The following is a 13,058-nucleotide window of genomic DNA, read 5'->3' as shown; positions in this document are numbered from 1 at the left end:
ACCGGTCAGGCCGCCTTGGCGAGGACCACCCAGACCTGGCCGGGGGCGAAGGTCATCGGCTTGCCGTCGTTCGTCTCGAAACGCGTGCCCTCAGTCGCCGCCGGGCGCTTCCAGGTGGCCCGGTAGGCCCGCCCGTCGCGCATCACCGTCGCCGCCCCCGCGCCGACCGTCTCCGTGTACGGCGTGGGGTGGCCGAGGAAGTCGTGGAAGTCGGACGGGTGCACCTTGACGTACTGCACGACGACCGTCGCCGGCGCCATCGGCCCCGCGTCGGTCGTCACGGCGGACGCGCCGTCCATGGCGACCAGATAACGGTGCCGGTCCGGCGACCAGGTGAAGGTGAAGGTGGCGAGCGGGAAGCGCACGGTGCGCGACGCCAGCGGATGCCCGCCCGCGGGTGCGGCGCCGAAGCGGAAGCCCGTGGTCAGGGCGGCCGCGCCGGGCTCACGGCTCAGCAGGGCGCGCGGATGCAGGAAGAGGTTGTGCGGCGCGGGGCGGCCGGCGCCTCGTTCGAAGGCGCCCCGGGTACGGCCCGGGGTCTCCGCCCGCAGCGGGGCCCGGTCGATCAGCGGCAGCAGTTTGCTCTGGGCGCCCGAGAAGGCGAGCGTGGGCCGGTCGAACTGGCGCAGCAGCTCCAGGTCCGACTCCCGCGCGCTGCGCACCGGGCCGACGACCGACGGCACCGACGTCGCGTAGACCGCCATCAGCCGGCTCAGCCCGCCCTCGACCTGCTCGACGTAGACGATGTCCGCGGCGTCGAGGCCGGTCTGCGGCCGGGCCGCCCGGGAGTTGTCGATCTTCACCGCGACCACGGAACCCGGGGTGGTCTCCTGGCCGCTGGGGGAGGGGGCCGAGGTCTGACCGCTGGGCGTGGTTCCTGTCTCCCGGCCGCTCGACGTGGGTCTTTGCCCCTGCCCGCTCGGCGTGGGTCTCGTGCCCTCGCCGCTGGGCGAGGGGGCCGTCGCCGTCCCACGCCCCTGGTCGCGTCCGTCGTCGGCCGCGCCGCGTCCCGCGCTGCAGCCCGCGGCCGCCGCGGTCGTCAGCGTGACGGCCGCGAGCGCCGCCGTCGTCACCGCGCGTCGTGCGCGCGCTCCACGTCCTGTGCCCACCGTCGCCACCCGCCCAGACCTGTCATCGAATGCCCGTTGTCGGATCATCGGATCATCAGTGGACATACCCGGTTGTCCTGCCCCGGTCGGGCCGGCTGCGCCGATCGGCTCAGCGGAACCGCCCCTCACGGTTCGCCAGGGGCCGCCCGGGTACCCGGAAGCGGTTCCGGATGCGCACCCACGGCGGAGGGAGCCGGCGCGATGAAGGCAGTGACGTGGCAGGGCAAGCGGGACGTGCGGGTGGAGACGGTGCCCGATCCGACGATCCAGGAACCCACGGACGCCGTCATCCGCGTCACCTCCTCCGGGCTGTGCGGCTCCGACCTGCATCTGTACGAGGTGCTGACCGCGTTCATGACGCCCGGCGACATCCTCGGGCACGAACCCATCGGCATCGTCGAGGAGGTCGGTGCCGGAGTGCCGGACCTGATGGCCGGCGACCGGGTCGTGGTGCCGTTCCAGATCGCCTGCGGCGACTGCTGGATGTGCCTGAACGGGCTGCCCACCCAGTGCGAGACCACCCAGGTCTCCGGCGAGGGCATGGGCGCCGCCCTCTTCGGCTACACCCGCCTCTACGGCTCGGTGCCCGGCGGGCAGGCCGAGTATCTGCGGGTCCCGCAGGCCCAGTTCGGGCCGATCAAGATCCCCGACGGGCCGCCCGACGACCGTTTCGTCTACCTCTCCGACGTGCTGCCCACCGCGTGGCAGGCCGTCGCCTACGCGGACATCCCGCAGGGTGGCAGCGTCGCCGTGCTCGGGCTCGGCCCGATCGGCGACATGGCCTGCCGTGTCGCCCAGGTGCGCGGCGCCGGGCGGGTGTTCGGGGTGGACCTCGTCCCGGACCGGCTGCGCCGGGCGAAGGAGCGGGGCGTGGAGACGTTCGACCTGAGCAGCTTCGACAACGAGAAGGAACTGGTCACCGCCATCCGCGACCAGACCGACGGCCGCGGACCCGACGCCGTGATCGACGCGGTGGGCACCGAGGCGCACGGCAGCGCGGCCGCCAAGCTGGCCCAGCAGGCGAGTTCGCTGATGCCGCGCAAGCTGATGGGCCCGCTGATGGAGCGCTTCAGCATCGACCGGCTCGCGGCCCTGCACACCGCCATCGAACTGGTCCGCCGCGGCGGCACGCTCTCCCTCGTCGGCGTCTACGGCGGCATGGCCGACCCGCTGCCGATGCTGACCCTGTTCGACAAGCAGATCCAGATCCGCATGGGCCAGGCCAACGTGCGCCGCTGGGCCGACGAGATCCTGCCGTACCTCACGGACGAGGATCCGCTCGGCGTCGACGACTTCGCCACCCACCGGCTGCCGCTGTCCGAGGCACCGCACGCCTACGAGATGTTCCAGAAGAAGCAGGACGGGGCGGTGAAGGTCCTGCTGAAGCCGTGACCCGCGAACGGTGAGCCGGTGGGCGGCCGCGAGGGTCGCGTGCCTGAAGGGCCGCGAGAGGCCGGTGCCTGAGCGGCCGCCGGAGTTGCGGGCAGCGCCGCCGGAGTTGCGGGCAGCGCCGCCGGAGTTGCGGGCAGCGCCGCCGGAGTTGCGGGCAGCGCAGGGGAGTTGGCGCCCTGTGCTGCGCGGTCGCTGCCGGATCGGTCGCTGTGGAGGCACGGACCGGTCGCCGCGGAGGCTTGGCCGCCCCGCGCGGGCGGTCAGTCGCCGAGGACCGGAGGTCAGCCGCCGAGGACCTCGGCGAGGTCGTAGCGCACCGGCTCCTGCAACTGCGCGTAGGTGCAGCTCTCCGGCGTCCGGTCCGGGCGCCAGCGGCGGAAGCGGGCCGTGTGCCGGAAACGCGCCCCGTTCTCCATGTGGTCGTACGCCACCTCCACCACCCGCTCCGGCCGCAACGGCACCCAGGACAGGTCCTTCTTGCCCGACCAGCGGCTCGGCGCCCCCGGCAGCCGCGCCGTCTCGTGCGCCGCCTCCTGCGACCACGCCGCCCACGGATGGCCCGTGACATCCTCCATGCGCAGCGGCTCCAGCTCGTCCACCAGTTCGGCGCGCCTCTTCATCGAGAACGCCGCCGACACCCCCACATGCTGCAGCGCCCCCTTGTCGTCGTAGAGGCCCAGCAGCAGGGAGCCCACGACCGGGCCGGACTTGTGGAAGCGGTAACCGGCGACGACGACGTCCGCCGTCCGCTCGTGCTTGATCTTGAACATGGCGCGCTCGTCCTGGAGATAGCGCAGGGTGAGCGGCTTGGCGATCACCCCGTCCAGGCCCGCCCCCTCGAACTCCTCGAACCATCGCTCGGCCACCTCGATGTCCGTCGTCGCCGGGGCGACGTGCACCGGGGGCGTCGCGCCGGCCAGCGCCTCGGCCAGCAGCGCCCGCCGGTCGGTCTGCGGCATGCCGGTCACGGACTCGTCGCCGAGCGCCAGCACGTCGAACGCCACGAAGGAGGCCGGGGTCCGCTCCGCCAGCATCCGCACCCGCGAGTCGGCCGGGTGGATGCGCTCGGTCAGCGCGTCGAAGTCGAGCCGGCCCTCCAGGGCGATCACGATCTCCCCGTCCAGCACGCACCGCTCGGGCACCTGCTCCTTCAGCGCCGCCACCAGCTCGGGGAAGTACCTGGTCAATGGCTTGCCGGTACGGCTGCCCAGCTCGACCTCGTCCCCGTCGCGGAACACGATCGCCCGGAACCCGTCCCATTTCGCCTCGTACTGCATACCGGGCGGGATCTTCGCGACGGACTTGGCGAGCATCGGCTTCACGGGCGGCATGACGGGCAGGTCCATGCTCCGACTGTACGATTCGTCCCGAATGCCCGCCCGGTCATCCTGACCGCCCTTGGGTGATTCATCCGGTATGCGAAGTGTGCGGGCTGCGCCTACCGTGGCCGCATGGGTGACGCGGTGGAACTCGAAGCGGGCGGCAGGACCGTACGGCTGTCCAACCCCGGCAAGGTCTTCTTCCCGGAGCGCGGCTTCACCAAGCTGGACCTCGCCCGCTACTACCAGGCCGTCGGCCCCGGCATCCTGCGCGCCCTGCGCGACCGCCCCACCACGCTGGAGCGCTACCCGGACGGCGTGACCGGCGAGTGGTTCTACCAGAAGCGCGCCCCCAAGGGCATGCCCGACTGGATCCCCACCGCTCACATCACCTTCCCCAGCGGCCGCAGCGCCGACGAGATGTGCCCCACCGAGGAGGCCGCCGTGCTGTGGGCCGCGCAGTACGGCACGCTCACCTTCCACCCCTGGCCGGTACGCCGCGACGACGTCGACCGCCCCGACGAACTGCGCATCGACCTCGACCCGCAGCCCGGCACCGACTACGACGACGCGGCCCGCGCCGCCCACGAACTGCGCGCCGTGCTCGACGAGTTCGGCGGCCTGCGCGGCTTCCCCAAGACGTCCGGAGGCCGTGGCCTGCATGTCTTCGTGCCCATCGAACCGCGCTGGACCTTCACCCAGGTGCGCCGCGCCGCGATCGCCGTGGGCCGGGAGATGGAACGCCGGATGCCCGAGCAGGTCACCATCAAGTGGTGGAAGGAGGAGCGCGGTGAGCGCATCTTCATCGACTACAACCAGACCGCCCGCGACCGCACCATCGCCTCCGCATACTCCGTACGGCCCCGCCCGCACGCCCCTGTCTCGGCGCCCCTGCGCTGGGACGAGGTCGGCGTCGCCCACCCGCGCGACTTCGACCTCGTGACGATGCCGGCCCGCTTCGCCGAACTCGGCGACGTCCACGCCGACATGGACGACCACCGCTACTCCCTGGAGGCGCTGCTCGACCTGGCGACGAAGGACGAGCACGACCACGGCCTCGGCGACCTGCCCTATCCGCCCGAGTACCCGAAGATGCCGGGCGAGCCCAAGCGGGTCCAGCCGAGCCGCGCCCGCCGCGTACAGCCGACGGACGAGACCGGCACACCCTCCTAGGCGGCCGCGCACGTGAGCGCCCCGGCCCAGGCGGTCGTGCTCTCGCGCGCCCGCCCGGCTCAGCCGGCCGTGTCCTCCAGCGGCTCGGCCCCAGCGGCCACACCCTTGCACTGACCATCGGTCCCGCACGGGTGCCGGGTGCGGCGGGCGCCCCGCTCCGGGCCCGCCTCGCCGGCCTGGACGAGGCGGCTGCACCTCCGTCCGCGCCGCGCCCGGGGCTATCCTGGGCCGCAGCCCGCCGCCGAGGAGCCCGACGTGACCCAGACAGCCCCGCGCCCCACGCTGGAGGCCGTCGCCGCGCGGGCCGGGGTGTCCCGGGCGACGGTGTCCCGGGTGGTCAACGGCGGCGACGGGGTCAGACCGCACCTCGTGGAGCGGGTCCGGCGCGCCGTCGACGAACTCGGCTACGTCCCCAACCAGGCCGCCCGCAGCCTGGTCACCCGGCGGCACGACGCCGTCGCCGTCGTCATCGCCGAACCCGAGACCCGCGTCTTCGCCGACCCCTTCTTCGCGCTGCAACTGCGCGGCATCAGCCGGGAGCTGACCGCACACGACAACCAGCTCGTGCTGCTGCTCACCGAGGGACGCGACGACCACGCACGCGTCGCCCGCTACCTCGCCGGCGGCCATGTCGACGGGGCGCTCGTCTTCTCGCTGCACCTCGACGATCCGCTGCCCGGCCTGATCCACGACGCCGGCGTCCCCACGGTGTTCGGCGGCCGCCCGGGCTGGCGCGACGGCGACCGCAGCGCCTTCTACGTCGACAGCGACAACCGGGGCGGCGCCCGAGCGGCCGTCCGCCATCTCCTCGCCCTCGGCCGCGGCCGCGTCGCCCACATCACCGGGCCCCTCGACCAGACGTCGGCGGCGGACCGCCTCGACGGCTACCGGGACGCGCTGGGCGATCCGGACCCCTCCCTCGTCGCCGAGGGCGACTTCACCGCGGCCGGCGGCGAGCGCGCCATGCGCACGCTGCTGCACCGCTGCCCCGACCTGGACGCCGTCTTCGCCGGCAACGACCTCAGCGCCGCCGGCGCGCTGCGCGTGCTGCGCGAGCACGGGCGGCGGGTCCCCGACGACGTCGCCGTCATCGGCTTCGACGACATGGTCACCGTCGCCGAGCAGACCGACCCGCCGCTGACGACGGTCCGTCAGGACATCGAGGAGATGGGCCGGCTGATGGCCCGCCTGCTGCTGGGCGGTCCGGACCGCGCCGGCGCCGCGACGCCGGCCGGTGCGGTGGACGGGTCGCCCGGCGTGGTGCTGCCCACGACACTGGTGCGCCGCGCGTCGGCGTAGGCGGGGCAGGCGGGACAGGGGCGACAGCGGAACAGGCGGGACGCGGCGGGCGCGGGGCCGCGCGCGGCCGTCACTCCTGCCGCTGGGCGCTCTTGATCACCGCGAACCGGGCCCCGTACGGGTCGGCCAGCCTGGCCATCCGGCCGACGCCCTCCACGTCCATGGCCGGCACCCCTACCGTCCCGCCCAGCTGCTGCGCCGTGGCGACGACCGTGTCCACGTCCGGCACCTCGAAGTAGGGCAGCCAGTGCGCCTCCGTCTCCGACGGGTCGTCCGCCAGGGCGACGATCCCGCCGAACATGGCGTCCTCGCCGCCCTCGGCCGGATTGACACAGGTGTACGTGCCCCCGGGGAAGGGCACCGCCGAGGTCTCCAGGCCCAGTACCGCGTGGTAGAAGGCGGCCGCCGCGGCCATGTCCGCCGTGTACAGCTCCACCCAGGTCAGGGAACGGCTCTCACCGGCCACGTCGACGCCCTGTGTGCGCCCCGGCTGCCAGAGCCCGAACCGGGCCCCGGCCGGGTCGGCGAGAACCGCCATGGTGCCCTCGCCCATCACGTCCACGGGACGGAACGGCACGCTGCCGTGCGCCTGCTCGGCGGCCTTCGCGGTGGCTTCGGCGTTCCCGCTTCGGAAGTACACCGTCCAGGCCGGCGGGCCCTGCTCAGGGGTGACCTGCATGCCGCCGGCGACGGTCTTCCCGTCCAGCTGGAAGAAGCCGTAGCCACCGGCGTCGGGCCCCGCCGGCTGGAACCGCCAGCCGAAGAGGGCGCCGTAGAAGCGCGTGGCGCCCTCGAGGTCGGCCGTGCCGACGTCGATCCAGTTCGGAGCGCCGTTGACGAAACGGGTGGTGAGCATCGTCACCCTCCTTCGAAGGTCCCGTTGTCTGCTCTGCCGAGTCTTGCACCGCCCACTGACAATCGCCGCCGCAACACCGTCCCGCGCGCCGCCGTGCGCGCCACCGGGCGACGGGGGCATCATCGGGTGGCCGGAGGTCTGGGGGAGGCGTTGATCCGGCGTTGATCGAACGTTTTGCGCCGCACGGCACGCTCTCGGCCATGTACATCGACACGATCGTCATGCCCGAACTCGCCTGGCAGCAGGAGGCGCTGTGCGCGCAGACCGGAGGCGACTTCTTCTTCCCCGAGCCCGGCAGCTCCGTCCGCGAGGCCAAGCGCATCTGCGGCCTGTGCCCGATCCGCTCCGCCTGCCTGGACCACGCCCTGGAGCACGACGAGCGCTTCGGCGTCTGGGGCGGGATGTCCGAGAAGGAACGCCAGGCCCTGCGCCGCACCGCTCCGTGACCGGCCGTCCAGTCCACCGCACGGCACGTCCCCGCCGGGGGAATCGAAAATCGGTACGGCTCGCGGGGGGCCCTGCCGATGAGATCCTCGGGCGCGCCCGGCCGCAGCGCAGAGGCAGTCGTACGCCGTGCTCCGGCGCACACGCCGGTTCCGGATCAGGTCGTCCGGTCGCGCTCCCGGCCCGGGCCCGGATCGTCGCGGACGCGCCGCGTCCGCTCGTCCGGGGCCATCTGAGCCGACGACATGATGCCGCAGGACGGCCCGGAACCCACCGGCAATTCGCCTGGCCCGCACCGGGGTCGGCCCCGGCCTGCACCGGCCGGGGACCCGCCGTGTCACATCGGGTGTGTCAGGCGCCCGCGGCGCGGGCGGCCAGCCGTGCCCGGCGCGCCGCCAGCTTCTCGTCGAACTTCGTCGCCTCGTCGTTCAGGCCGTCCAGGTAGAGGCCGAGTTCCTCCTGGGCCTTCACACCCTCGGGGCCGAGGCCGTCGATCTCCAGGACCTTCAGGTGGCGCAGGACGGGCTGGATCACGTCGTCGTGGTGGATGCGCAGGTTGTACACGCCGCCGATCGCCATCTGCGCCGCGGCCCGCTCGAAGCCGGGGATGCCGTGGCCGGGCATGCGGAAGTCGACCACCACGTCCCGCACCGCCTGCATGGTGAGGTCCGGCGCTATGTCGAAGGCCGCCTTGAGCAGGTTGCGGTAGAAGACCATGTGCAAGTTCTCGTCGGTGGCGATGCGCGCCAGCATGCGGTCGCACACCGGGTCACCGGACTGGTGGCCGGTGTTGCGGTGCGAGATCCGGGTGGCCAGCTCCTGGAAGGCGACGTACGCGACCGAGTGCAGCATCGAGTGCCGGTTGTCGGACTCGAAGCCCTCGCTCATGTGCGCCATGCGGAACTGCTCGAGCTTGTCCGGGTCCACCGCGCGCGAGGCGAGCAGGTAGTCCCGCATCACGATGCCGTGCCGGCCCTCCTCGGCCGTCCAGCGGTGCACCCAGGTGCCCCAGGCGCCGTCCCGGCCGAAGAGCGTGGCGATCTCGTGGTGGTAGCTCGGCAGGTTGTCCTCGGTCAGGAGGTTCACCACGAGCGCGATCCGGCCGATCTCGGTGACCTTGGACTGCTCCTTGTCCCAGGCCTCGCCGTCCTCGAAGAGACCGGGGAAGTTACGGCCGTCGCTCCACGGCACGTACTCGTGCGGCATCCAGTCCTTGGCGACCTGCAGATGCCGGTTCAGTTCCTTCTCGACCACTTCCTCGAGTGCGTACAGCAGCCGGGCGTCGGTCCAGGCGGCGGAACTGCCGAGGTGGGGCGAGGTGATCGTCACGGATACTCCAGGGGGACGTAACGGAGCGGAAGCCTCCGGCGGTGCGGCACCGGAACTTACGGAATCGTAGGCTACGACTCCGTAGGTTACGTAACCGTAGGTTAAGGGCCTCGTAAACAATGCTGATCAGGATGGCTGCGCCCGGCCCGCCGGGGATGCATCGCAGCCCCGGAACTCGCAGATCCCGGGGCCGAACGGGTGACGCCGTCACCTGTCACGCATACAGTTCCCGCAACCGTACCGAGAGGCAAGTCACACAACCCTCCAGCTTCTCGAACTCGCTGATGTCCACCGCGACCACGTCGAAACCGAGATCGGTGAGCAGGTCCGCGGTCCTCGGTGCGCTCGCCGCCATCAGCAGCTTCGCGCCGCCGAGGAGCACCACGTGCGCGCCGGACTCCTCCGGCACCGACAGGAACCGCGGGAACAGCGCCGGCCGGTCCACCTTCGGGATGTGCCCGATCACCGTGCCGTCCGGCAGCGCGGTCACCGCCGACTTCAGATGCAGCACCTTGCTCACGGGTACGGCGACCACGCGCGCGCCCAGCGGTTCGAAAGCGGCCCGCAGCTGCTGCACCCCGGCCGCGTTGGTGCGCCCGCCCCGGCCGACGTAGATCGTGTCGTCGATCTTGAGCACGTCGCCGCCGTCCAGCGTGCCCGGCTCCCAGATCCAGTTCACCGAGCAGCCGAGCCGCGCCACGGCCTCCTCGACGCCGGCGGTCTCCGGACGGCGGGACTCGGCGCCGGGGCGGGTGATCAGCGCGACGTTCTTGTACATGACCACCGTGTCCTCGACGAACACGGAGTCCGGGCAGTCGTCGGCCGGGTCGACCTCGATCGTCTCCCAGCCGTGCGCGCCGAGCGCGGCGACGTAGGCCTCCCACTGCTCGACGGCCAGCTCGGCGTCCACCTTTTCCCGCGCGATGTGCGTCACCAGGCCTTCGGCGAGGCGGGGGCTGGGGCGGCGGACGAGGGCCTTCTTGCTGGGCACGAGCGCGGTCTCCGTATCGGCGGGTGATTCCACAGGGCCATGATGGGGCACCGGTCCGCCATGATGCAGGGCGAGGCGCACTCGGCGAAACCCCGGGTGGGGAGGGGTTACCAGGGCGTAACCCCGATACGCCCCACACGCCGCGCCCCGCCTGCCCGCCCGTCCCGCCTCCCGGCGCACGGCCGTCGGGGACCGCACCCGGCCGTCGCCCGAGCCGCCTCCGGCCCCGCTCGCCGATCTGGACCAGCCCCTCGGCGCCTCGGGCCCTGTCCGGGCCACGCGGCCCCACCCGGGCCAGGCGGCCTCACCCGGGCCACGCGGCCTCATTCGGGCGACGCGGCCCCACCCGGACCACCCGACCCCACCCGGGCCACCCGACCTAACCCGGGCCACGCGGCAGCATCCGGGCCACGCGGGCCCCTCCGGGCCACCCGACCCCTCCCGGGTCACGCGCGGACGCCCGGGCCTTTCCCGGCCGCCTCGCCGCACCCGGGCCGTCCAAGGTTCCGGCCATCCTGGCCGGTCCTCAGCCGTCTCCGGCCGCCGTGGAACTCGCCTCGACGGCCTTCGGGCGCTACCTCGACCGTCCTGCCCCGCTGGCCTCCCGGCCGCCCCAGCCAACCTGAGCACGGCCCGGCGCCGGCCCCCGGCCGGCCGCCTGGACCACGCCCTCGCCCGTCCCCACAGCAGTCTCCGGCAGCCCGGACCACCCCCGGGCCCCCGAACCCGCCCCAGGGACCGGGGACCCCGGGGCCCGCGGGGAACTTCACGGCCCCGCCGCCGCGCCGTCCCCGTCGTCAGCCCGGCCCCGGCACCGCGCCGTCAGCCCGTCCCCGCCGCCGCGCCGTCCGCGCCGTCAGCCCGCCCCCACGCCGCGCCGTCCCCGTCGTCAGCCCGTCGCCCTTCGCAGGTACTCCGCCGTGATCGAGGTGCGGTCGGTGAGCAACTGCCGTGGGGTGCCCTCGAAGAGGATCCGGCCGCCGTCGCGGCCGCCGTCCGGGCCCAGGTCGATCACCCAGTCGGCGTGGGCCACCACGTCCAGGCTGTGCTCGACGACCACGACCGTGTTGCCGCCGTCCACCAGCCGGTCCAGCAGCGCGAGCAGCCCGTCCACGTCCGCCATGTGCAGGCCGGTCGTGGGCTCGTCCAGCACGTACACGGTGCCGGTGCGGTGCAGGCGGGTCGTGAGCTTCAGCCGCTGCCGTTCGCCGCCGGACAGCGTGGACAGCGGCTGCCCGAGCGGCAGATAGGTGAGGCCCACGTCGTGCAGCGCGTGCAGGCGCCGCCGCACCGCGCCGTCGGTGAAGAAACCGAGCGCCTGCTCGGCCGTCATCGCCAGCACGTCGGCGATCGAGCGGCCGCCCACCGTCAGCCGCAGCACCTCCTCCCGGAAGCGCCGGCCCGCGCAGTCCGGGCACGTGGTCGTCACCGGGTCCATGAACGCGAGGTCCGTGTACAGCACCCCGCGCCCCTCGCACGCCGGGCAGGCGCCCGTGGAGTTGAAGCTGAACAGGCCCGGCTCGCTGCCCGTCGCCCTCGCGAAGAGCCGTCGTACCGTGTCCATGATCCCCAGATACGTCGCCGGTGTGGACCGCGCGGAGATCCCGATCGACGACTGGTCGACCACCACGGCCTCCGGGTGGGCGGCGGTGAACTCCGCCACCAGGGTCGACTTCCCCGACCCGGCAACCCCCGTGACCGCGGTCAGCACCCCGGTCGGGAACTCCACCGTCACCTCCCGCAGGTTGTGCCGGCGCGCGCCCTTCACCCACAGTCCGCCGCCCGCCCGCCGCACCCGCGGCTTGAGCGTCGTACGGCGCAGCAGAGCGCGCCCGGTCGCCGTCGGCACCGCGGCCAGCGCACGCGGCGTGCCCTCGAACACCACGCGCCCGCCCTCCGTGCCGGCCCCGGGACCCATGTCGACGACGTGGTCGGCCAGCGCGATGACGTCCCGGTCGTGCTCGACGACCAGCACGGTGTTTCCCTTGTCGCGCAGCCGCAGCAGCAGGTCGCCGAGACGGTGGACGTCGCGCGGGTGCAGCCCGACGCTGGGCTCGTCGAAGATGTACGTCATCCCGGTGAGGCTGGAGCCCAGGTGCCGCACGGTCTTCAGCCGCTGCCCCTCGCCCCCGGACAGTGTCGCCGTCTCCCGGTCGAGGCTGAGATAACCGAGGCCGATCGCCTCGATCCGCTCCAGCGCCGTGACGGCGGCCCGCGCGATCGGCGCGGCGAGCGGATCGTCGTCGAGTTCCTTCAGTACGGCGATGAGGTCGCTCACCTGCATCCGGGTGCAGTCCGCGATGGACCGGCCGCGGATCCGGGTGGCCAGCGCGGCCTCGTTGAGGCGGGCGCCCGCGCAGCGCGGGCAGGTGTCCTCGGTGAGGAAGCGTTCCACCGTCTCGCGGGTGCGGGTGCTCAGCGCGGACAGGTCCCGGTTCAGGTACAGCCGCTCGAAGCGGTCGGCCAGGCCCTCGTAGCCGATGTCCCGCGATCCGCCGGTGTTGTCGACGTTCATGCGCGTGCCGCGCCCGCGCAGCAGGAACTCCCGCTCGGCGTCGGTGAACTCGCCGACCGGCTTGTGCACGTCCAGGTCCGCCGTGTTCGTGTACGTCTGCCCCTGCCAGGTGCCCGCGGCGAACGGCGGGAAGAGGATCGCACCGCCGGCGAGGGAGCGGGCCGGGTCGAGGATGCGGTCCCAGGCGGGCCGTACCGTGCGGCCCAGCCCGTGGCACTCGGGGCACATGCCGGAGGGGTCGTTGAAGGAGTACGCCGTCGCCTCGCCGGCGCTCGGGGTGCCGCACCGGGAGAACAGCACCCGGATCACCGCGTAGACGTCGGTCATCGTGCCGACGGTGGACCGCGAGTGGCCGCCGACCGGCCGCTGGTCGACGACGATGGCGGGGGACAGGTCCTCGATGGAGTCCGCGCGCGGGCGCTCGTACTTGGGCAGCCGGTTGCGCACGAACCAGGTGTACGTCTCGTTCAGCTGGCGTTGCGACTCCACGGCGATCGTGTCGAAGACGACCGACGACTTGCCCGATCCCGAAAGGCCGGTGAACACGGTCAGCCGGCCTTTCGGGATGCGGAGGGCGACGTCCTTGAGGTTGTTCTCCCTGGCTCCGGTGAGGGTGATGTAGTCGCGCATG

10 protein-coding genes are annotated in these 13,058 nt (G+C 73.1%); 4 read left to right on the top strand and 6 right to left on the bottom strand.

The window, feature by feature from the left end:
- Nucleotides 1-5: 5 nt before the first annotated feature.
- Nucleotides 6-1,118: a DUF3048 domain-containing protein gene (locus AC0B9F_RS07165; RefSeq protein WP_471999421.1), complete on the bottom strand. Its 1,113-nt coding sequence runs from the start codon at nt 1,116-1,118 to the stop codon at nt 6-8.
- 192 nt (nt 1,119-1,310) lie between these two features.
- Between AC0B9F_RS07165 and AC0B9F_RS07160 the strand changes: the two genes are divergently transcribed.
- Entirely contained in the window at nt 1,311-2,501 is a 1,191-nt protein-coding gene (locus tag AC0B9F_RS07160) for a zinc-dependent alcohol dehydrogenase (RefSeq protein WP_471999418.1), read from the top strand.
- A 281-nt stretch (nt 2,502-2,782) separates the two neighbouring features.
- Here the strand turns inward: AC0B9F_RS07160 and AC0B9F_RS07155 are convergent, their stop codons facing one another.
- Complete coding sequence (locus tag AC0B9F_RS07155) at nt 2,783-3,847, bottom strand: ATP-dependent DNA ligase (protein WP_471999415.1); 1,065 nt, start codon at nt 3,845-3,847, stop codon at nt 2,783-2,785.
- Between the two features lie 105 nt (nt 3,848-3,952).
- On the opposite strand from AC0B9F_RS07155, the gene ligD reads away from it, so the two are divergent.
- Together ligD and AC0B9F_RS07145 are read left to right on the top strand one after the other, a co-directional pair.
- A complete protein-coding gene (gene ligD / locus AC0B9F_RS07150; RefSeq protein WP_471999412.1) occupies nt 3,953-4,993 on the top strand; it encodes a non-homologous end-joining DNA ligase in 1,041 nt (346 codons plus the stop codon).
- A 255-nt stretch (nt 4,994-5,248) separates the two neighbouring features.
- The gene (locus tag AC0B9F_RS07145) at nt 5,249-6,292 is read left to right on the top strand and encodes a LacI family DNA-binding transcriptional regulator (RefSeq protein ID WP_471999410.1); all 1,044 of its coding nucleotides are present in this window, start codon (nt 5,249-5,251) and stop codon (nt 6,290-6,292) included.
- A gap of 70 nt (nt 6,293-6,362) precedes the next feature.
- On the opposite strand, the gene AC0B9F_RS07140 is transcribed toward AC0B9F_RS07145, so the two are convergent.
- Nucleotides 6,363-7,148 (bottom strand): VOC family protein, encoded by a 786-nt coding sequence (locus AC0B9F_RS07140; RefSeq protein WP_471999406.1) that lies wholly within the window; start codon nt 7,146-7,148, stop codon nt 6,363-6,365.
- 200 nt (nt 7,149-7,348) lie between these two features.
- Here AC0B9F_RS07140 and AC0B9F_RS07135 point away from each other — a divergent pair, with 200 nt between their 5' ends.
- Nucleotides 7,349-7,594, top strand: coding sequence for a WhiB family transcriptional regulator (locus tag AC0B9F_RS07135; RefSeq protein WP_471999404.1), 246 nt, complete (start codon nt 7,349-7,351; stop codon nt 7,592-7,594).
- A 349-nt stretch (nt 7,595-7,943) separates the two neighbouring features.
- On the opposite strand, the gene AC0B9F_RS07130 is transcribed toward AC0B9F_RS07135, so the two are convergent.
- The 3 genes from AC0B9F_RS07130 to AC0B9F_RS07120 form a co-directional block, all read right to left on the bottom strand.
- A complete protein-coding gene (locus tag AC0B9F_RS07130) occupies nt 7,944-8,921 on the bottom strand; it encodes an acyl-ACP desaturase (protein WP_471999401.1) in 978 nt (325 codons plus the stop codon).
- A gap of 214 nt (nt 8,922-9,135) precedes the next feature.
- Nucleotides 9,136-9,912, bottom strand: a complete 777-nt coding sequence (gene ddaH / locus AC0B9F_RS07125; RefSeq protein ID WP_471999398.1) for a dimethylargininase — start codon at nt 9,910-9,912, stop codon at nt 9,136-9,138.
- A gap of 889 nt (nt 9,913-10,801) precedes the next feature.
- Nucleotides 10,802-13,057, bottom strand: coding sequence for an ATP-binding cassette domain-containing protein (locus AC0B9F_RS07120; RefSeq protein ID WP_471999396.1), 2,256 nt, complete (start codon nt 13,055-13,057; stop codon nt 10,802-10,804).
- Nucleotide 13,058 lies beyond the last annotated feature (1 nt).

The sequence above is a fragment of the Streptomyces sp. NPDC097129 genome (assembly GCF_055668065.1).
This window is presented reverse-complemented; position numbering and strand designations above follow the sequence as displayed.